The 21,013-nt window shown below is 47.5% G+C and carries 20 protein-coding genes; 16 read left to right on the top strand and 4 right to left on the bottom strand.

Annotated elements, in window-relative coordinates:
• The 4 genes from ODZ53_RS22285 (at position 1) to ODZ53_RS22270 (ending at position 4,290) form a co-directional block, all read left to right on the top strand.
• Positions 1 to 1,566, top strand: a complete 1,566-nt coding sequence (locus tag ODZ53_RS22285) for an acyl-CoA carboxylase subunit beta (RefSeq protein WP_372680131.1) — start codon at positions 1 to 3, stop codon at positions 1,564 to 1,566.
• Between the two features lie 20 nt (positions 1,567 to 1,586).
• Positions 1,587 to 2,048, top strand: a complete 462-nt coding sequence (locus ODZ53_RS22280; protein ID WP_372680129.1) for an acetyl-CoA carboxylase biotin carboxyl carrier protein — start codon at positions 1,587 to 1,589, stop codon at positions 2,046 to 2,048.
• Between the two features lie 14 nt (positions 2,049 to 2,062).
• The gene (gene accC, locus ODZ53_RS22275) at positions 2,063 to 3,409 is read left to right on the top strand and encodes an acetyl-CoA carboxylase biotin carboxylase subunit (protein ID WP_372680127.1); all 1,347 of its coding nucleotides are present in this window, start codon (positions 2,063 to 2,065) and stop codon (positions 3,407 to 3,409) included.
• Between the two features lie 101 nt (positions 3,410 to 3,510).
• Entirely contained in the window at positions 3,511 to 4,290 is a 780-nt protein-coding gene (locus tag ODZ53_RS22270; RefSeq protein ID WP_372680125.1) for a TrmB family transcriptional regulator, read from the top strand.
• A 130-nt stretch (positions 4,291 to 4,420) separates the two neighbouring features.
• On the opposite strand, the gene ODZ53_RS22265 is transcribed toward ODZ53_RS22270, so the two are convergent.
• Complete coding sequence (locus ODZ53_RS22265; protein ID WP_372680123.1) at positions 4,421 to 5,239, bottom strand: alpha/beta fold hydrolase; 819 nt, start codon at positions 5,237 to 5,239, stop codon at positions 4,421 to 4,423.
• 209 nt (positions 5,240 to 5,448) lie between these two features.
• Between ODZ53_RS22265 and ODZ53_RS22260 the strand changes: the two genes are divergently transcribed.
• From ODZ53_RS22260 to ODZ53_RS22245, 4 genes are read left to right on the top strand one after another with little or no spacing between them, the layout of a single operon-like run.
• On the top strand, positions 5,449 to 5,784 hold the full coding sequence (locus ODZ53_RS22260) for a hypothetical protein (protein WP_372680121.1): 336 nt from the start codon (positions 5,449 to 5,451) through the stop codon (positions 5,782 to 5,784).
• Positions 5,785 to 5,832: 48 nt separating this feature from the next.
• Positions 5,833 to 6,543: a DUF4274 domain-containing protein gene (locus ODZ53_RS22255; protein ID WP_372680119.1), complete on the top strand. Its 711-nt coding sequence runs from the start codon at positions 5,833 to 5,835 to the stop codon at positions 6,541 to 6,543.
• Positions 6,544 to 6,548: 5 nt separating this feature from the next.
• A complete protein-coding gene (locus ODZ53_RS22250; protein ID WP_372680117.1) occupies positions 6,549 to 6,917 on the top strand; it encodes a hypothetical protein in 369 nt (122 codons plus the stop codon).
• Between the two features lie 30 nt (positions 6,918 to 6,947).
• The gene (locus ODZ53_RS22245; protein ID WP_372680115.1) at positions 6,948 to 8,144 is read left to right on the top strand and encodes an MFS transporter; all 1,197 of its coding nucleotides are present in this window, start codon (positions 6,948 to 6,950) and stop codon (positions 8,142 to 8,144) included.
• A 14-nt stretch (positions 8,145 to 8,158) separates the two neighbouring features.
• Here the strand turns inward: ODZ53_RS22245 and ODZ53_RS22240 are convergent, their stop codons facing one another.
• Complete coding sequence (locus ODZ53_RS22240) at positions 8,159 to 8,758, bottom strand: TetR/AcrR family transcriptional regulator (RefSeq protein WP_372680113.1); 600 nt, start codon at positions 8,756 to 8,758, stop codon at positions 8,159 to 8,161.
• Positions 8,759 to 8,941: 183 nt separating this feature from the next.
• On the opposite strand from ODZ53_RS22240, the gene cyoE reads away from it, so the two are divergent.
• The 5 genes from cyoE to ODZ53_RS22215 all read left to right on the top strand — a co-directional run bounded on the left by cyoE (position 8,942) and on the right by ODZ53_RS22215 (position 15,981).
• Complete coding sequence (gene cyoE / locus ODZ53_RS22235) at positions 8,942 to 9,859, top strand: heme o synthase (protein WP_372680111.1); 918 nt, start codon at positions 8,942 to 8,944, stop codon at positions 9,857 to 9,859.
• 180 nt (positions 9,860 to 10,039) lie between these two features.
• Positions 10,040 to 10,315 (top strand): heterocycloanthracin/sonorensin family bacteriocin, encoded by a 276-nt coding sequence (locus ODZ53_RS22230; protein ID WP_372680109.1) that lies wholly within the window; start codon positions 10,040 to 10,042, stop codon positions 10,313 to 10,315.
• Between the two features lie 150 nt (positions 10,316 to 10,465).
• Positions 10,466 to 12,415 (top strand): putative thiazole-containing bacteriocin maturation protein, encoded by a 1,950-nt coding sequence (locus ODZ53_RS22225; RefSeq protein WP_372680107.1) that lies wholly within the window; start codon positions 10,466 to 10,468, stop codon positions 12,413 to 12,415.
• Positions 12,405 to 14,345: a TOMM precursor leader peptide-binding protein gene (locus ODZ53_RS22220; RefSeq protein WP_372680105.1), complete on the top strand. Its 1,941-nt coding sequence runs from the start codon at positions 12,405 to 12,407 to the stop codon at positions 14,343 to 14,345. Before ODZ53_RS22225 ends, ODZ53_RS22220 begins: the two co-directional genes overlap by 11 nt.
• 22 nt (positions 14,346 to 14,367) lie before the next feature.
• Positions 14,368 to 15,981 (top strand): SagB family peptide dehydrogenase, encoded by a 1,614-nt coding sequence (locus tag ODZ53_RS22215; protein WP_372680103.1) that lies wholly within the window; start codon positions 14,368 to 14,370, stop codon positions 15,979 to 15,981.
• A 152-nt stretch (positions 15,982 to 16,133) separates the two neighbouring features.
• On the opposite strand, the gene ODZ53_RS22210 is transcribed toward ODZ53_RS22215, so the two are convergent.
• The gene (locus tag ODZ53_RS22210) at positions 16,134 to 16,697 is read right to left on the bottom strand and encodes a GNAT family N-acetyltransferase (protein ID WP_372680101.1); all 564 of its coding nucleotides are present in this window, start codon (positions 16,695 to 16,697) and stop codon (positions 16,134 to 16,136) included.
• Positions 16,698 to 16,886: 189 nt separating this feature from the next.
• Between ODZ53_RS22210 and ODZ53_RS22205 the strand changes: the two genes are divergently transcribed.
• Positions 16,887 to 17,399: a GNAT family N-acetyltransferase gene (locus ODZ53_RS22205; protein ID WP_372680099.1), complete on the top strand. Its 513-nt coding sequence runs from the start codon at positions 16,887 to 16,889 to the stop codon at positions 17,397 to 17,399.
• A gap of 73 nt (positions 17,400 to 17,472) precedes the next feature.
• Here ODZ53_RS22205 and ODZ53_RS22200 read toward each other — a convergent pair whose 3' ends face one another.
• On the bottom strand, positions 17,473 to 18,300 hold the full coding sequence (locus ODZ53_RS22200) for a hypothetical protein (protein WP_372680097.1): 828 nt from the start codon (positions 18,298 to 18,300) through the stop codon (positions 17,473 to 17,475).
• Positions 18,301 to 18,551: 251 nt separating this feature from the next.
• Here ODZ53_RS22200 and ODZ53_RS22195 point away from each other — a divergent pair, with 251 nt between their 5' ends.
• Together ODZ53_RS22195 and ODZ53_RS22190 are read left to right on the top strand one after the other, a co-directional pair.
• Positions 18,552 to 19,163, top strand: coding sequence for a DedA family protein (locus tag ODZ53_RS22195; protein ID WP_015891005.1), 612 nt, complete (start codon positions 18,552 to 18,554; stop codon positions 19,161 to 19,163).
• 184 nt (positions 19,164 to 19,347) lie between these two features.
• Positions 19,348 to 20,835, top strand: coding sequence for an amidohydrolase family protein (locus ODZ53_RS22190; protein ID WP_372680095.1), 1,488 nt, complete (start codon positions 19,348 to 19,350; stop codon positions 20,833 to 20,835).
• The last annotated feature ends 178 nt before the right edge of the window (positions 20,836 to 21,013 follow it).

Below are 21,013 nucleotides of genomic sequence, written 5' to 3'. Positions count from 1 at the left end.
ATGGTGGCCCTTATGAGCAATAATATGTACGAAAAAATTGATGAATTGATGGAACGCAAATATAAAATCCAGCTTGGTGGCGGAGATGCTCGTATCGATGCTCAGCATAACCGCGGCAAGTTGACTGCACGCGAGCGAATCGAGCTCCTGCTTGACCCAGACACCTTTATGGAGCTGAACCCGTTTGTTGAGCACCGTGCTACGCATTTTGGTCTCGACCAGATGGAGGCACCAGGCGAAGGCGTCGTAACGGGCTACGGAAAAATCAACGGTCGGCCTGTCTATTTGTTCGCGCAGGATTTCACGGTGTTTGGCGGTGCACTGGGTGAGATGCACGCGATGAAAATCGCCAAGGTGATGGATTTGGCAGCGAAAAACGGCGCTCCCTTTATCGGTCTGAACGATTCTGGCGGCGCACGTATTCAAGAAGGGGTAAGCTCACTGGATGGCTATGGCACGATTTTTTACCGCAATGCCATTTACTCCGGTGTGATTCCGCAAATCTCTGTCATCCTCGGTCCGTGTGCGGGAGGAGCCGTTTACTCTCCGGCGATTACGGATTTCGTGTTCATGGTAGAGAAGACGAGCCAAATGTTCATCACAGGTCCAAAAGTGATCGAAACCGTTACAGGTGAAAAAATATCCGCGGAGGACCTAGGCGGAGCCAAAGTCCATTCGACGGTGAGCGGCAATGCCCATTTTACAGGAGAAACTGAACAGGAAGTATTGGAAGGGGTGCGCAGGCTACTCAGCTTCCTGCCACAAAACAATCGTGATCGCGCACCTGTGATAAAAGCAGAGGAGAATCATGGTTGGCAAGAGGAGCTCTTGGAGCTGGTACCTGCTGAAAGCACGAAAGTATACGATGTGCGCAAGGTCATCGAAAAAATCGTGGAACACGGTGATTTCATGGAAGTACAGCCGAACTTTGCCCGCAATATCGTGATCGGTCTAGCCCGTATCGATGGACACAGTGTCGGCATTATCGCCAACCAGCCAAAGGTCATGGCAGGCGGACTGGACATTCATTCATCGGATAAACTGGCACGTTTCATCCGTTTTTGTGACTGCTTCAACATTCCGCTCTTGACCTTTGAAGATGTCTCTGGCTTTTTCCCGGGAATCAATCAGGAGCATGGAGGGATTATCCGTCACGGGGCGAAAATCTTGTATGCATACTCAGAAGCAACAGTTCCCAAAATCACCGTGATTCTGCGCAAAGCTTACGGCGGCGCTTATGTGGCGCTCAACTCCAAATCTATTGGAGCAGATGTCGTGTATGCATGGCCGAATGCAGAGATTGCCGTCATGGGTCCCGAGGGGGCAGCCAACGTCATTTTTGCAAAGGAAATCGAACAAAGTGAGGACCCGGCTGCGACTCGCGCGGAAAAAATTGCCCTCTACAGAGAGAAGTTCGCCAATCCATATGTCGCGGCAAGTCTCGGCATGGTGGATGATGTCATCGACCCACGCGAAACCCGTCAAAAGGTCGCGCAAGCCTTGGAAATGCTCAGAAATAAGCAGGAAGATCGTCCGTACAAAAAGCACGGAAACATCCCACTTTAGAAAGGAGCTCTGATTGTGCTATGAAGCTGCATGAACTGCGTGAATTCATCAAGCTAGTGAATCAGTCTTCCATTGAGGAGCTGGAATGGGAGAAGGGTAAGACTCGAATCGTGATCAAGAAAAGTGCACCATTCGAAGGCGTGGCTGTCCATGCGCCTGTACAGGTGGGCGAAGTGGAGCATGGCTATCAGGAGGCAGCCGCTACTGCTGAGTCAGTTAATGTCGCTGCTGTGGCTGAAGCTGAAGCACCTAAGGAAGTGACACAGCAAGTCATGTCTTTGGGAGTAGGACTGTTCTATGCGGAAGTGACAGTCGGGCAGACTGTTCAAGCTGGCGAAAAGGTTGGACGCTGCACGGCTGATGCTCTTCAGCTAGCTGCCGATATTACGACGCCTGTTAGCGGCATCATCACGGAAATTCTCGTCGCGGATGGTCAGTTTGTCGATTACGGAAAAGCTTTGCTCGTTGTCAAAACTCAGTAGGAAGGAGTGCGCACATGTTTACGAAAGTATTGATTGCCAATCGCGGAGAAATCGCTGTCCGCATTATCCGCGCTTGTCAGGAACTAGGGATACGTACAGTCGCTGTCTTTTCTGAGGCGGATCGGGAAGCATTGCACGTAGAATTGGCGGATGAAGCGTATTGTATCGGACCTAAGGCGTCCAAGGACAGTTATTTGAACATGGCACGGATTATGACGGTCGCGCTTTACACAAAGGCAGACGCTATCCATCCGGGCTATGGCTTCTTGGCGGAAAACGCTTCGTTTGCCCAGCTTTGCCAGGATTGCTCGATAACCTTTATCGGTCCCGATCCCGAAGCGATCACCAAAATGGGGGACAAATCCGTAGCAAAAGCTACGATGAGTCAAGCGAATGTTCCATTAGTTCCAGGCACAGACGGTTTGATTGATGACATCGATGAGGCATTGCAGGTGGCGGAGAAAATCGGCTATCCTGTCATTGTTAAAGCAACGGCTGGCGGCGGCGGCAGAGGAATGCGTGTCGCTTTTGACGCCGATGAGTTGTCCAAGGCAATTCGTCAGGCCCAGAAAGAAGCGGAGACGGCATTCGGCAACGCTGGTGTGTACTTGGAAAAATATGTAGAAGAGCCGCGGCATGTAGAGATTCAAATCATGGGGGATAAGCATGGCAACGCTGTGTACTTGGGAGAGCGGGATTGTTCCATTCAGCGTCGTCATCAAAAGCTGGTAGAAGAAGCGCCATCTCCGGCGCTGGACCAAACGCTGCGCGAGCAAATGGGGCAAGCTGCAGTGGCGGCAGCCAAGGCGGTTTCGTACCACGGAGCGGGTACTGTTGAATTTTTGCTAGACAAGCACGGCCAATTTTACTTCATGGAAATGAATACGCGGATTCAGGTAGAACATCCCGTGACAGAGATGATTACAGGGATTGACTTGATCAAAGAACAAATATCTGTGGCAGTAGGCAATCCGTTATCCTTCTCCCAAGAAGACGTGAAAATCAACGGATGGGCAATCGAGTGCCGAATCAACGCGGAGAATCCTGCGAAAAACTTTATGCCATCACCAGGGAAGGTCGTCAATTACTTGCCACCAGGCGGTTACGGTGTGCGCGTGGACAGTGCGGTTTATCCTGGCTACGAAATCTCTCCCTTCTATGATTCGATGGTCGCCAAGCTGATCGTTTGGGGAACAGATCGCAACGAAGCATTGGCTCGTATGAAGCGGGCGCTAGGTGAGTTTGTCATCGAGGGCGTACATACGACGGTTCCCTTCCATGAGAAGCTACTGGAGCACCCTGACTTTGTCGCAGGGAATTTCGCTACGAATTTTCTGGAAAAAAATACGCTGGATTTGTAACGAGCATGAAAGAACTGTGACAGAAATCCCTCTCTGTTACAGTTCTTTTTTCATTTATAGCAGTATTCATTTATACTACTAAAAAGAAAGGAGGTAACACCTTGATTGATGAGCTTCGAAAAATCGGATTGTCAGATCTGGAAGCCAGATGTTATTTGGTGCTTCACGAGGAACCGAAAATATCTGGGTATGAAGTGGCCAAGAAAGTTTCCGTCTCTCGGACGAATGTATACGCAGCCCTTCGAGCATTAACGGAAAAGGGCATGTGCCGCATGATCGAATCGGAGCCTGTTCTTTATGATGCGGTACCGATCGGGCAGCTGATTCGTTTGTTACAATCGGAATTTGATCAAACAACCCGTGTCCTGCAAGAACAGTTGAAATCCACTCCCCGAACGTCTCCTTCCTTTTATAATTGGCAAGGTGACAAAGCAATTGAGACAGCCATTAAACGTATCGTCTCAAATGCAAACAAAAGCATTGTTGTCGATATTTGGTCCGAAGATGTTCATTGGGTAGAGGAACCATTGGTAGAAGCAGAAAAACAAGGGGTTGCTGTCACGCTAATATCCATTGGTGAATGCCATGCAAAGCTAAAAAATGTTGTCGTACATAAAAGGAGTGCGGAATGGCATCAAGTGCAATCCAGAAAGTTCTCTATTCTTTGCGATGCACATTCGGCATTGCTGGGCAGTTTTGGGCGTGGGATCAAGCCCACTATACTGGAGACGGACCACCCATCTCTCATTGAGTTGCTGCAAAACGCCTTCTACCATGACATCATCATGGGTCAGATCGAGAAGGATTTCAGCCAAGTGCTGGAAGAGAAATATGGGAGTGACTATGTACGCATTATCACACCTTACAGGGAATACTTATAACGGGTAACGTTTATTTTCATCCTATGTTTGCAAAAAAGGAAGTCAGTGGCTTCCAGTTTCGAAGACGACTCTCGTTATCAGACAGCCAATCCTTAGAGGGTTGGCTGTTTGCTATGGAGGAGCCTCTATTCTATTCTTTCAACTCGTCAAGAAAGCTTTTTACATCCTGATAATATCCATCAGGGTCTGTAGAATGGATATCATGCCCGCACGCTGCAAAACTGGCAAGCTTTGTGTTTGGCCGTTGGCTCACCATGCGCTCGGCCTGATTTTCATCCAGTACAAAGCTTTTTTTGCCATGGATCAGCAAGATCGGGCAAGAAGACGCCAGCCAATCGTTCCACCATTCCCCGTTAATGTGTCGTTGAGAGATAGGCATGCCTTTTAAATCAGAACGGAATCCCCAGCCTTGTTCATCCTCAAACACGCTTTCCGAAAAATAATCGACCGCTCGAACGCCGACTACCTCGAGCGATTTCCTTAGATCGTGTAAAGAAGGGGAGCGATGTGGGAGTTTTTCTGCAAAGGATAAGTCGGCCTTAATTTCTACCCCGATATCTTCTACGATGACCGCATTCACAAGCTCAGGATAACGAGCAGCAAATTGATAAGCGTTGACGCCTCCTAAAGAATGCCCAACGATCGTAACAGAAGCCCCATCCAAAACGGTCTGAACAAAGGCGAGAATGTCGTTGACGTAGCCTTCACGGGAATAATCCTTATCTGGGGCATGCTCACTCCAGCCGTGACCTCGTTGATCCAATCCAATCACGCGCCAATCTGTGAATCTGGAAGCAAACTTTGAAAAGGTTCGTGCATCATTCATATGACCATGCAGCAGGAGCAAAACTCCTTGACTGTCCCCTCCAAAATCGAGGTAAGATAGTTTTATGTTACCTGATTGGAAAAATTTTCTCGTTATCGTTCCTTTTCGTTCTGGCTGAAGCATACAGTAATTCCTCCTAATGGATAAACAGCATCATGTCCAACTCGACTTCTCCTTTACGTTAACAGTTAATCGTGACAGGAATTGTCATAATAAAAAATTTGGAGGGTTATGCCATGCCAAAATCAAAGACTGTGGAAATGTTGATGACTGTCAACTGGAAGCGCAAGTTTAAGAACTGATAAACATTTACTCGCAATGAGGAGGTTACTATGGCATTACCCAAAAAAGGCACGAGGGGTATAACAGTAGGAGAACAGCGATATCGTTGGGTCATCAGCCCAGCAGCGAAGGGTCTGCTCGCGTTGACCATCCAGCACAATGAAGGGATAGGTCAGTTGATTCGCGTGTATGTAAAATCAGATGTGAATGACTTTTGGGCGGAGTACCCACTTGTGCAGCATTTGGATATGAAAGTCATAAAGCCAGCTGACGTCGCAGCTATCATTGAAGAGGCGATCAAGCTGGGGTGGCAGCCTGACAAAAAAGGGACGCCTTTGAGCTTTGACTTCATCGGAAGCACGCTCGTCAAAAAAGGGGATACATAGCAATGCCGGAACGGGAATTGTCTAGATAAGCGAAGGAGAAGAAGTCGGATGGAATGGATAAATGTCAGTAAGACAAAGGATCTAGAGATCGTGCGAGCAGCAGTGGATCAATTAGATATCAACGAGCGGGATCAACGCGGGAGAACACCGCTGATGCTTTTTATCACAAACCGAATGCCACCAGAAGCGGTTCAGATGCTTTTGGATAAAGGCGCAGAGCTGGAGGCGATAGACAAGCTGGGCGATACCGCGTTGAAAAAAGCCGTCAAATTCAAGCAAGTCGAAGCCGTAAAACGATTGCTGCAACAGGGAGCCGAGCTTGACTCTCAGCATGGCATTTTGGCCACTGCTTGGAATGCGGCCAGGAACGACAGAACGATTGCAGACCTGCTGCTCGAAACGAAAGGAGCGGTACGTCTAACACTGTCTTCTGAGGAAGAGGAAACGGTGGACGATATTTTATATGACGAATCTGAGCAGAAGCGGTGCAAAAAAATAAAACGGCTTGATTCATCTGTACTCCTTCATGCTGTAGTGAATGGCTACAACTGGGATGACGGACCGGAGGCGATGATTGCGGCTTTTGAGAATCCTGCCTGTGCAACGATCACTCTTTTTGATATGTATGAACGGATGGATGCCGACTATTGGCTGGAAATGGATGAGGAGGAAATCGCGGAATCGGAGGAACGAAAGCGCTGGAGAATGCTCGCTATGCAATTAAAAGAGAAACTTGCAGATGAATGGGATTGGGGTTGATCATCATGTGTCGATATGGGATGTATGGTCCATACAAACAAATATACGCGTGTTTCACGTGCCGAAAAGTGTTCAAGCAAACCTCCAAGTATGAGTTGACGGAAGAAGAATGGAACAAGATCAAGCATAGCTGCCCGCAATGTGGTGAGGGAATGAAAGAGATGGGGCATGATTTCAAGGCTCCCAAGCAAACGGATGTAGGGCAGTGGAAAAAGGTTGAAATCCTCTATCAGCATGGGTTTGCCTATCATTCCTGCGGCTGCGATGGTCCTGGCTACCGACCAGCCGAATTACATGAAGTGAACGAGTTTCTCGAAAAGAATAAGCGGTTCAAATCAGAGGGAGAGAAATTGCCGGATAGACTCACGATATGAATGTAAAAACGAAGCAGGGGGCGGAGGATCGTGGCAACCTTCTTTTTGATCATGATTTACTTGTCGTTTATCAGCTTGGGTCTTCCCGATTCGGTGCTGGGGGCAGCTTGGCCGGTCATGCAAGCAGAATATGGGGCGGCATTTGGTATGGCTGGTGTGATCAACATTGTGATTGCGTCTGGAACGATCGTATCTAGCTTGATGAGCGGTGCATTACTAAAACGACTGGGGACAGGACAGATCACACTGATTAGCTGTTTGATCACAGCGGCAGCGTTGCTTGGATTTTCTTTTGCCCCATCAATGATATGGTTGATGGTATTGGCATTGCCACTGGGACTAGGAGCTGGCTGTGTAGATACCGCATTGAATCATTATGTCGCCACGCATTATCAAGCCCATCATATGAGCTGGCTGCATTGCTTCTGGGGTGTGGGTGCTACGCTTGGCCCCATTATTATGTCTGGCTTTATACGCGATCATGATTTATGGCGGAATGGCTACTTGACTATTTCTCTTATTCAATTTGCGTTAGTCGTTCTTCTAGCGTTTACACTTCCTTTGTGGAAACGGATGGAAAACATAAAGAAGCATGCTGTCAAAGAATCACAAGTTCAGCAGTCTCGTGGGCAGAGCGAACAACCGTTACGGACAAAAGGCGTTAAGCTGACTTTGTTCACATTTCTCTTCTATTGTGGGGCTGAAGCATCGGTAGGATTATGGGGGAGCAGCTTTTTGGTAAATGAAAAAGAGCTACCTTCGTCTGTAGCGGCGATGTGGGTAGCCATGTATTACGGTGGCATTACCGTTGGTAGATTTATCACGGGCTTTGTTACTTTTAAAGTGAGCAACCGCGTCCTGATTCGCAGTGGACTTCTCGTAGCATTCACCGGGGCAGCGCTGTTGATGTTTCCATTACCGACCTTCTGCTCGCTAATCGGTTTTCTGTTGCTCGGGTTAGGCTTCGCCCCGATTTATCCCTGTATGCTGCATGATACCCCAGAACGGTTTGGGAAAGAGCAAACGAAAAAGCTGATGGGCTATCAGATGGCGGTTGCGTACACGGGTGCCACATTTTTGCCTCCGTTGCTAGGGTGGCTTGCTACACAGACGACCATTTCTATTTTACCGTTTTTTACGGCCTTCTACATTGCGTTCATGCTATATGGTTCTGAGAGAGTCAATCGAATCACAAAGCGACAAGCTGCCCAATCAGAAACGTTCTAGCATTTTGGCAATCGCTATTTAGACGACAGCATGTTTTGCAAAGCTTTTCCGTATAATGACAGGGGCATTTCGTCGCCGCTGATATAATAAAAGATCGACATGCCATTCTCTAGAGCAAGAATCGTCCATGCTATTTCATCCGCGGATAGAGTAGAGTCACTTTCTTTTGGCATCAAGGTCTGTATGGCCTTGGAAAGATGCTGTACCGACTCGATGATCATGTTCGACCATCGCTTTCGAACAGACTCTTCACGCATGGCATACAGCAAAAATTCCAGGTTCAGCATGTTCCACGTGCGATTTTGTTGCTGAACGGACATAAAATAGGCGTTCATGGCTTCTATAAAATGCGATAATGATGGCTGGTGATCAATTGCGTGATGGATATTCGACACATGTAATTGCATCTGACCTTCCAAAATAGCGAGAAAGAGATCTTCTTTGGACTGAAAATGAGCATAAACAGCTCCTTTGGTAAATCCAGCATGGTCTGCGATTTTATCAACGGAAGCCCCGTGGAAGCCTAACCGAGCAAAGGTCTCAATGGCTGCGTCAATGAGCAATTGCCGTGTTTCCTGTTTACGCTCTGCTTGGCTTAATCTGCGTCTGTTCATTCGTCCACACTCCTTCTCTTGACAATCATACCATGTAGAATTAACATTCCATATAGTATTTAAATCCTTACTGGTATGTAAGATACAAATGGCAGTTTTGTAGGATTTAACCGTCTACTATGCCATGCTATTTTGGAGTACGATAGATATATAGATCATCTAGTAAGAGGGGACAGTGTACGAATGCAGAGGGAAGAAAGCGTTGCAACGCGGAATCGGCCTATGTCCAATATCTTGGCGCAAACGGTTAAGACGGGAATTATCAAATCGAATCTGATTCCGATGTTTGCCGGATTAACATTGGCACTATATACGTATCACTTCAGTCTAATGGATAAGCTGCCAGAAATCTTATTTGCTACAATCGGCTCTATTTTAATCATGGCAGCAGCGGGTGCTTTTAATAACGTGTATGATCGCGATATCGATTCTGTCATGGAGCGGACGAAAAACAGACCTACGGTGACAGGGGATATATCGACAAAGACAGTTTTGTGGCTTGCCTCTCTGATGACGATTTTTGGCTTGGGGGCTCTCGTCTTGGCATCACCATTGGCTGCTATTATGGGTTTTCTCGGACTGTTTTTTTATGTCGTGCCTTATACGATGTGGACGAAAAGAAGAACGATTTACAATACGGAGGTAGGGAGTATTTCTGGTGCAATGCCGCCGCTCATCGGTTGGGCCGCCATTCACCCAGATATAACGCATCCTGCTATCCTTGGTCTCTTTATCATCATGGTCATTTGGCAAATGCCTCACTTCTATGCGATCGCGATTCGCAAGCATGATGAGTACAAGGCGGCTGGGGTTCCGATGTTGCCTGTGGTCAAAGGTGCAAGACGTACCTACATTCAAACAAATGTGTATTTAGTCATTTTAATTGCAAGCAGCTTTCTATTTTGGTCATTAAGCGCTGGTCTTACGTTTATGGCTCTGCTCCTGAATGTTTTATGGCTGGTTCTAAGTGTCTTTGGATACCGGAAAATGGATTCACAGAAATGGTCGAAAACGATGTTTATTTATTCGCTGATTCATATGACGGTGCTGTTCTCGACAGTGATTATTTACTCGCTGATGGGGATTATTTTCAAACTGTAAATCCGTGATCATCCAAGCTGCCTTCACTTTGAGGGCGGCTCCTTTTTTTGTCAAAAAACCTTGACGGATAGCGGTTTCTTCTCATGTTCAACCAAAAATGGGCGCATGATCTTTGCACGAATACCCAACGTCACTTCATAAATCTAGAGTAGTTCCATGAAGTGGCGGAGGTGAAAACGAATGGATGAGTTCAAAAAAGAGCTAAAAAAATTGAAGGCTTCTGAAATAAAAGGAGATCGAATGCAGCGTTGGGACAAAGAAAAGATGAATGACGCGACGCTAGTTCGAGGCAGGTGTGGTGGATGTGGCAGATGCCACAGATGTAGTTGTGGTCGTTGCGGTCGTTGCTCTTGCTCCTGTAGCTGTTCCTGCTCCTGCTCCTGCTCTTGCTCCTGCACTTGCAGTTGCAGTTGCACTTGCTTCTTCCCATGCTTTATCGTGTTTGACGATTTCTAATCCATACGTAAATGAAGCTCCTGCCCCAAATGGTGACTTGGCAGGGGCTTTGTTATTCCAACTGGAATGTGAGACAAAGAGTGATACATAAAATAGTTGTGACATGTCTTGTCGCAAATTGGTTTATTTCACAACGTTAGGGGGAGGAGAATGGATAAGCTGAATCCTTCGATGCGCATAAAAGTGAAGCGGGATACAGTGTATATACCCGATTCAGACGGAAGTGTGTATTTTCGCAATAACATCGGGACTTTCCGCATGAAGGGCGACATGATCGATCGATGGGTAGATCAGTTATTTCCCATGTTTAATGGTGAGCATACGTTGGAGCAATTGACCGACGATTTGCCGGAAGAATATCAGCAACAAATTTTCCAGGTGGCCGGGACACTATTAGAAAATGGATTTCTTCAAGATGTGAGCCTGGAGGAACCACATGAATTATCACCAGAGGTCATGTCGAGGTATGCAGCGCAGATTGAATATTTGGATCAGTTAGGCGGATCAGGAGGGTATCGGTTTCAAAAATATCGAACGGAAAAAGTATTGGTAATCGGGGCAGGCTCCTTTCTGCTTTCTGCGATCCATGCGTTGCTGGAATCGGGATGCGTTCAATTCCATTATGCCATCACGAATGAGACTGCGACCAATCGTGAACGGCTGGAGGCGATTATAGAACATTCGCGTAGGAAGGACCCACACGTGAAGCTGGATGAACTCAAGCTGACGTCGTGGGAGGGGGCCGACTGGTCAGCGACCATCGAGCCTTTCACTGGTATTTTGTACACTTCGGCAAACGTAAACAAGGGCGAAGTGAGTATGATCCAGCTCACGTGCAGAGAGCGGGAGAAGGTGTTTGTTCCGGCGTTATTTGTCCAGCAAAAAGGAATGGTAGGGCCGCTGATTCATCCACAGTCAGAGGCTTGCTTTGAATCGGCTTTGCGTCGTTTACATCGGCAGGCTTTGTGTGCGGACCCCGAACAACATCCATATTCAATGACCGCAGCAGCCATGCTGGCGAACATCGCCGTTTTTGAATGGTTCAAATACGTTTCAGGTGTCAATGAAGCAGAGGAACCAAACAAAATTTATTTGTTAAATCTGGAGACGATGGAGGGAAGCTGGCAGTCCTACATGCCCCACCCCATGCAAAAAGAAGAGATGAGCATGGAGGTATTGGTTGAGAGAGAGCTTGAATTGCGGATATCCAAAGAGGCAGAACAGAAAGAAAGTCTATTGTCTCTGTTTCCGTCATGGACCTCCCCAGATAACGGGATTTTTCACAGCTGGGACGAGGGAGAGCTTACGCAGTTACCACTGGCACAGTGTAGGGTGACAGCAGTCGACCCTGTGGCAGATGGTCCTGCGGAGCTATTGTCAACTGTTGTATGCGCAGGATATACCCATGACGAGGCGCGTAGAGAAGCAGGATTGGTTGGGGCCGAGATGTATGTGGGAAGAATGGTGAACCACCTAATCACTCAAAATTCAGCTTATCAAGCCGATCTGGAGAGCAATATCGGAATTGGAGCAGGAGAAACGGCAGCAGAAGGTTTATGTCGGGCGTTACAGCATTGTTTGACACTCACGTATGTGTCAGAAATGAAAGGACGACAACCTACGGCTAGACCTGTGCATGTTGACTCGATTGTGGATGAACAGTCCCAGTTTTATGTACGGTCTTTCACTACATTAGGTGAGAAACTGAGGGTTGCAAAAGGTCATGAGGTATGCGGATTTCCGGTTTATTGGGTGGAAACGCGCACGTGGTGGTATGGGAGTATTGGCTTGTTAGAGCGAGAAGCATTGCGAAAAGCACTGATGTATGCCTTGCAACAGATTCAAACGCCAACCAATCAAGTGTCCAAGTATGTACTAACTGCGCAATCTGTCGGCTTGACAGGTGAAGCCATCGAACTTGCACGCAGTAGCGTTCAGGAAGAATCGGACATAGAGGTCTGGAAACAAGCTGTTGAGGTACTGGCTCTTCATCAACTTTCTCCTCGAATCATGAATGCCGCGATAGAGCCATTCCTGGAAGAGGACCTTGGTGGCGTATTTGCCTTGCTGCTCTCGAGGAGGTGCTCCGATGAGTGCTGACATTCTTGTCATTGGAGACGGAATACTGGCAGAGCTGGTTTCAGAACATTTAAAGAACGACTATCGGGTCTGGAACAGTGAAAACATGGCGTCTGTGACTAGTGGAGCAGATTTGGCTCTCCTGTTGCACGATACGTATCATCCTGCTTTGCATGTACAGGCGGAAAAACATTTTCGCCAAACAAATATCCCGTGGCTGCGCGGCTTTGTTTCATTCGGGGAGGCCATCGTAGGTCCGTTGGTTCATCCAGATCAAACAGGGTGCTCTCAGTGTGCAGACATGCGGCGATTGATGGCGGGACGCGATCGCAAAGAGATGTGGAAGGTACAAAATATGCTGAGGGAGAAAGGCGGCATAACCCGTGATCCATGGTCTTCTCGCTCAGGGTTGTTACAAGTGGCATACCATGTCAGTGCGGAGGTTGAACGTATAGTTAAGGGTAGGAAAGCCCAGTTATCTGAGCATATCCAGTTTATTGATTTGCAAACATTGACCAGCACGCGCCACTTCTTCTTGCCCAATCCTGTATGTCCGGTATGCAGTCGGCTGCCTGAGGATTCTGAAGAGCGGGCGAAAATACGCTTGAAGCCTATTGTAAAGCAAAGTCCGGACAGCTACCGGACAAAATCTATAGCCTCTTTGAAACAAGCTCTCTCCACCGAATATTTGGATTCCCGTACGGGGTTTTTGAATGGAAAAGTAAGAGATCTTGTCTCAGTATTCGCAGATGTAAGTGTCAATCTGCCATTATTTTCACATGACGAGGGCACGGCTGGCAGATCTGTTTCATACGCGGATAGTGAGATAACGGCGATTCTGGAAGGAATGGAAAGATATTGCGGGCTTATGCCCCGTGGCAAGAGGACGATGGTGCGTGACTGCTATGCAAACCTAGCGCCGCATGCCCTTGACCCGACAACAGCGGGGACCCATTCAGAAGAGCAGTATGCTCTGCCAAATTTTCCGTTTCAGCCATTTGATCCCAAGCGAGAGATGAACTGGGTATGGGGTTATTCCTTTAAAGAAGAGCGACCCATTCTTGTACCTGAGCTCATGGCCTACTACAGTATGGGATTCGGGGAGGGTGTTGTATTTGAGACCTCCAATGGCTGTGCGTTAGGTGGCAGTTTGGAGGAGGCGATCTTCTACGGCATCCTCGAAGTGGTGGAGCGAGATGCTTTCTTGTTGACCTGGTATGCCCAATTGCCATTGCCGCGCCTCGATCCAGCTACGGTCAATGATCGGGAATTGCTTCTTCTCATTGATCGGATGCAGACTGTTACCAATTACGATTTGTACTTGTTCGATGCGACTATGGAAAATGGGATTCCCGCTGTATGGACGATTGCGAAAAACCGCGGAGCGGAAGGCCTGCATCTCGTTTGTGCAGCAGGTGCGCATCCAGACCCCATCCGCGCTGTGAAAAGCTCCATTTACGAAACGGCAGCCATGCTCATGACTTTGACAGACAAGTACGAAGCGAATCGAGACAAATACTTGCGTATGCTTCAAGATTCGTCCCTCGTGAAAAAGATGGACGATCATGCAATGCTTTACAGCTTGCCAGAAGCAGCGAAGCGCTTATCCTTTCTCATGGATGCCTCACGTCCGATGGTCTCTTTCGCTGAACGCTTTCCTAGAAGAAACCAAAATCATGATCTAACAGACGATTTGCGGGAGTTGCTCGGTGTGTTCCAAAAGTTAGATCTCAATGTCATTGTGGTAGATCAAACGACACCAGAGGTAGGGCGCCATGGCTTATCTTGCGTGCGTGTATTGATTCCTGGCATGCTCCCGATGACTTTTGGCCAGCATCTTACGCGAATAACGGGATTGAAACGAGTATTGGAGGTCCCTGTGAAGCTGGGGTATGTGAAACAACCGCTGCGTGTAGACGAGTTGAATCCTTTTCCCCATCCGTTTCCATAACATGCATCTGGGAGTGAGCCGGATGAATCTCGAAAATTTCTTGTACCGCCTTCATTTTGATACAGAAAACGCCAGACCAAGTGATCTCGAAGTGGATTGGGGGGATGCGCCACTACCATACAAGCTGTACAGGGGGCAACCTGTCATTTCGCTGCCAGAAGATGTGTCTCTATCGCTCATAGATCAAACGGTTTCACAAGAGATGACTCTTCCCCAATTGGGTGCTTGGTTATGGTATAGCTATGGACTGATACAAATCAGCCAATCGTTGTTGGTAACCACGACTTCAGCAGATGCAGATTCTGAGTCGTTTTTGCCGCTTGTAATGAAGCGAAGGCCGGTTCCGTCTGGGGGAGGGCTCTATCCAAGTGAGCTGTACGTGTATTTGAAGCTGTCGAGTATTCCTCCAGGTCTATACCACTACGATGTGGCTCATCACAGACTCGTACAATTGCGCGAAGGGAATTTTGATCATGTCCTTAACCGAGCACTTGGTGGCAGTTGTCCAGTACATGCATGCTTTGGAGTAGCGTTCGTCTCCAGCTATTTTTGGAAAAACTTTTTTAAGTATGATGAGTTTTCCTATCGATTGCAGGGCCTCGATGCTGGTGTACTGCTTGGACAATTGCAGGAAATGGCAAAGCAGCTTGGTGTTACGACTGCGGTACACTACCAGTTCCTGGATAAAGCGATGAATGCACTGCTAGGATTGTCTGCCGATCAAGAGAGTGTTTACGCGGTACTCCCTTTATCACTCCAAACAGAAGAGGGGAGGCATTCGAACTCGCTAGCACAATGGACAGAACGAGAAAAGGGGGTGCTGGCAAGCGAGCTAACCAGAGCACTTCCTGAGCAAAAGCATGTGCAAGTGATACGTTCAAAAAGAATGAGACAATACCCTGCACTCCTGCAAATGAATGAAGCTGCCATGCAGCCATCTACCCATGCATTTCGACGATATTCGGATCAGGCGGAAAGCAAACGGCCTCGTCGGTCCGATGAGCGAATCCTTCTCCCGCGTTTGCAGAAACCAAGCTATGATCTGGCGGAATATTGCAGGGAGCGTTTTTCACCAGAAATGGACTTTATCAGGAGGAAAACAGACCAGAACCAGGTAGCGCGAATCATGGAAATGACGATGAGTGCGCTATCGTATGGCAATGATTTGGGGGGAAATCAAGAAGCAGCGTGGAGAAGGCTTTCTCTCTTTGTCAGCATTCATCAGGTAGAAGGGATGAAAGATGGGGCATACGCATACGGACCACTGGAGCACGCTCTTTATCCAATTGTCTATGGAGATTTACGAGCACGTCTACAAGAGGGAATGACCCTGGACAACGTGAATCTGTATCAAGTGCCGCTCTGCTTTCATGTAGTGGGAAAACGTGATCATCTGATCAATCAGCTAGGCTTTAGAGGGTATCGCATCCAACAGATGGAGGCAGGAATCGTCGTGCATCACTTGCTTTTAGCAGCGTTTACGTGTGGAATGGGCGGACACCCGTTACTCGGATTTGACGTGGAAAATTGCGATGATCTTTACAACCTAGCGTCCGAAGGGGAAACCTGCTTGATTCAAATTCCGGTCGGGCACTATCGCCCCCGCGCCAGATTTCAAACTGGACTTCATGGATAAAAAAGTGGAAGACCCGAGTCGCGACGACCCGGGTCTTGTCCTGGAAGTAAGGAGGGTATCGAGCTCATCTCATTGTAAGGTTAGTGTCTCTGTATCCACCTTCAACCATCGAACGGTCATTCCACGATCAGCAGCAACAGTCAGCCACAGGTCTACATTGGGAATTGCTCCCGGGCTTTTTCGCTGGGGAAATGTACAGATGCGACTTCTAATCGCCAATCATTCGAGCGCATAAAACTTCCTGGAGGGTATTCAAAGACGCATTCTGATTGCAGAGTGAAACCGAGCTTACGGCAAATGGCATTGGAGGCAGGGGTGTCCACAGAGGGATAGGCATGAATAAACTTGTGTTTTCGTTCTTGTTTGATGCGGGTAATCAGTAAAGCTAAAGCTGCAGAGGCGATTCCTTTCCCTTGAAAGGGTGGGAGGACGCTCCAGCCTACTTCGTATACGTTTTCTCCTTGCCAGATGCGGTCCCAATAGCCGATGCTTCCGACGGGGGTGTGATCTGGGAGCGATACTATGCTGAACATCCTGCTCGTTAGCTGTCTCCCCTTATTGACGTATCGTTCGTGTCGAGCTAGGAGCTGCTCTTCCGTCTCCGGGCCTCCGAGCTGCTCCATCATGACTGGTGCATTCAAAAGGCGTAGCAAAGAAAGATCGTAATTCGCCCAGGGTTGAATGCGGACAAGCTCAGTGTTTAGCGGTGTGGACATTCTCTCACTCCTTATCAACTAGATGGAAAATCATGCTATAATGGTGGTGCCCGAGTCATTCTTATTATCGGAGTATGGAAAGAGTAGCTGAGGTGTAGGAATAGACCCTTTCTGAAAAACCTCTGGAGTGTAAATCCAACGTAAATATCGCCACGGACAATATAGGAAAGAGAAAGGGGTACCTGTTCCATGAATGAAAAAAGCATTCATACACAACGGCTCAAATTGATTCCATTTACACATAGAATAGCAACGAATATTTTGCAAGAAAATTACGAAGAGTTATTGGATATGGGGCTTACATTAGGCAAAGGCTGGCCAGATGAGGATGCGATGGAAACGATCCCCAAAATCATCCAAGCACTCGAACTAACAGGGGTACCGACAGGATTTGAATCGTGGATGATCCTTACAAAAGATGGCAGGAAGATCATCGGTGATGTAGGATTCAAAGGAGTCCCGAATGCGCAGGGAGAAGTGGACATCGGCTATGGAATTATTGAAACCGAGCGAAAAAAAGGCTACGCGTATGAGGCAGCAGAAGGTTTAGCGAATTGGGCGTTATTGCAGCCAGATGTGAAAAAGATTACGGCGAAATGCCTGCTAGATAACATAGATTCCGCAAAATTATTAGTCAAAATGGGCTTTACAGAAATAAAGAGGGACGACACGATGATTTACTGGTCTAGGCAGAAAGAATAGTAGGCTAGAACAGAATCAGAGTTTTACACGAAAAAGGACGCACACATGGCAGTCCTTTTTTTCATGGAGAACATCAATTGCTGGAATTTTCTATGGGAACGTAGTAGGTATGTTTCGTGCCATCTTTATACGTTACTTCGAGTACACCTGATTGAAGGGATGGGCCTTTTGCTTTTACTTTTTTCTTCGTGGAGAAATCTCCTGACTTCGAGTCGACTTGCAACGTAATGACCGTATTGAAGACTTGAATGGTTACGCGTTTGATTTCTTTATTCGAGACTTTCCCTGTCACTTCGATTTGGTAATACGATTTAGGGAGCTCACTTGATTCAGCATGGAGCTCAATCTCATCTGGATGGAGGGCAAGCCTTGGAAGAAATTTCGTCTGCATCTTTACGATTTCCTCTTTGCGTTCCTTATCTTCAGGTCCAACGAGGATGTGTACGAAAGAGTTTAACTGAAAATAGTCTGGCGTTAGATCGCTCGGCAGTTCGTCTGTTCGGAAATATTCATCTTGCTCAATCGTTCTCCCGGGCTTTACGTTTTTTTCCTTGATGTCCGGGGTACAGGCAGGTTCGTCTTCAGGGTAGGGAAGCTCCCAAGAGTCTCCAGAGGCAAACGCTTCTAGCCGATTTGTTACACCATAGCAATGGCCAGTCGTGTATGTGATGGGTTTCCGCGAAGTATTCGTGACAATCGTATTTACGTGGTACATTGGTGAGTCATATTTTGGATTGTCGGTTTCGGTAATGATCACTTGAAACCGAAGTCCTTCTTTCTTGAATGGTTTGTCAATAAAAAACATGCCGGTTCCTTGTGTTTGGGCCGCGTTTACGTTCACGGCACCAGCCGTCATAACCAGTAAAAGACATACGAGTGAATGGACAATCTTGCGAAACACACAGTTCACCTCCTCACGTTTCGTTTTTGAAAAATGTGCATGGCACCCTCTCAATATTCCATATATTAACTATCCTTGCAATGTTTTTTGTTCCGGAAAATTTTATATGAAAATTTTCAAAGGAAAGGTAACCCCAGCCTTCCTTCTTTCGTATTGAAAGGAAGGAAAAGATGATCGCTTTTCATTGAACTATGCAACGCGTGTCTCTATACTGGAGAGATAAGCATTGGTAAATAATTGTGAGGGATAGCATGCAGAACTGGATGACCCAAATTATTGAACAATATAGTTACTTTGGCATCTTACTGATGATGGCACTGGAAAACATCTTCCCACCCATACCTTCAGAGGTGATCTTGACGTTCGGTGGATTTATGACGACGCAATCATCCTTAACGGTTTTTGGCGTAATCTTGTCAGCTACAATCGGTTCGGTGATCGGGGCAATCATTCTCTATGGAATCGGTTATTATTTGGACGTCAAAAAAATAGAGAAGATCGTAGAGAGATGGGGATATCTTCTGCGCATTAAAACGGCAGATATCCATAAGGCGAATAAATGGTTTGATCGATACGGGTACTGGACAGTCTTTTTTTGCCGCATGGTCCCATTAATCAGAAGCCTGATTTCCATTCCAGCTGGTATGACCAAAATGAATTTCCCGCTGTTCTTGTTGTTTACAACACTTGGTACGTTTATTTGGAACATCATCCTCGTGATGGCTGGTCACTTATTGGGGGAGTCATGGGAAGACATTCTGTACTACTTCGACCTCTATTCCAATGTCGTTTATGTTGTACTCGCCTTTGCGGGGATCGTGTTTCTCATCTTGTTCCTCCGCAAACGAAAAGTGGACGCCTAAAACCGAAAAACCATCTTTCCTTCGAGGGAAGGTGGTTTTTCCATATGGAACCAAGAGGTAAACATATTGCAAAAAGTCGTAATTTTCTTGCAAATACAAAACGCCGTAATTGCGCTAAGGTGTAGGGAGGGGGAGCAGGTGACATGGGCACCGCCCTCATTCTTGAGGCTGGGAGAGATGCAACTTGATCGATTTGCTACTCGTAAACGGCGTAGTCATTACCATGGACAAAGACCGTCGGGTACTACAGGACGGGGCAATCGCCATTGACAAAGGAAGAATTTTGGAGGTAGGCGACACTCCACTTCTAAAAGACAAGTATCCCGCGCAAAAGGTAGTCGACTGCAAGCATCATTGTATACTGCCAGGCTTCATTGACGCACATGGTCATGGCGGACATTCCTTGTTCAAAACGATTGCAACGGACAATATCAACGACTGGATGCCAATCATGACTAACACTTACAAGCACTACGTCACAGACGATTTCTGGTACTACGAGGGAAAGCTGTCCGCACTGGAGCGGCTTAAAGCCGGGATTACGACAGGTGTTAGCGTCCTGGGCTCGATGCCTCGCTCAGATGATCCGATCTTTGCCTTGAATCACGCCAAAGCGTACAACGAGGTTGGCGTCCGCGAAATCGTAGCGACAGGTCCATGCAACCCACCGTGGCCGCATCCCTTTAGCCGCTGGGTCGATGGACAAAAAGTAACGAAGGAGGTCACCTATGAGCAGGTTCTCGCTGGAGCAGAAGCAGTGATCGAAGCCCTGAATCACGCGAATAACGATAAAACCAGAGCATACATAACGCCATTTGTTATCGTGACCTCTGTTAATCCGTCCTATCCGACACCAGCTGACCAATTGTTTGGCTTAACCGATTTCGACCGGTACCAAGCGCGAAAAATTAGAGAGATTGCGAAAAGGTACGACACGCGCATCCATTCCGATGCTTTTGGGGGCATGGTTCACCTCGCGCTCCAAGATAAAGAGTACGCGCTGCTCGGTCCAGACGTACACTTGCAGCATTGTCGGGGGATTTCGTTTGATGAGGCGAAAATTTTGGCCGAAACAGGAACGAATGTGAGCGCTTCTGCTGGTTTTGGTCAAATCAATGCACGGACCCCGATTACGGAATTGCTGGAGATGGGAGCGACTGTTGCGATCACGACAGACGGTACTTCGCCGATGACTCCTTTTGACATGTTTCAGGCCATGCGCAGAATGCAGCTGCTGCAACAAGCGGCGCTGCGTGATTACTATTACCTCCCGCCGGGCAAGCTGCTGGAAATGGTAACAATTGATGCGGCGCGTTGTGTCGGCTGGGATGACGAGCTGGGGTCGCTTGAGGCTGGTAAAAAAGCGGACGTCATTACCGTAAATATGCATCAGGCCCACTTGAATCCAGAGAACATGCACGTCCATCGGGTCGTCTATCAGGCAGTCGGTGGAGATGTAAACCACGTCATTGTCGACGGTGAGCTGATTATGGACGAGCGCCGTGTTTTGAATGTGGATGAAAAGCAAATCCTCAAGGAAGCGAATGAAGAGGCGAATCGCACAATCGAACGGGCAGGTCTGAAAGTCTACATGCAGCCAAGCAAGTATTTCTGGGGGCATGCGCGAGCTTATTTGGATGAGAGAAGGTTTGATCCGACGAAGCTAGGGTAAGTAGTTGAATGAGGGCTAATTCTCGTATTCATAGAAGCGATACTAGGTGTACTCTCAGTAACGCTTCTTCCAGTTTTACTCAGGAATAGACCAGGGTTTATGACGCCTTGTGGAGAAGTGGTATTTTGAACGGCTATTTCTCTGATTTCAACAGCGATTGCATCTATTGCTGTTATCA

The organism is Brevibacillus sp. BD137, from assembly GCF_041644655.1.
Lineage (GTDB): Bacteria > Bacillota > Bacilli > Brevibacillales > Brevibacillaceae > Brevibacillus > Brevibacillus brevis_D.
This window is presented reverse-complemented; position numbering and strand designations above follow the sequence as displayed.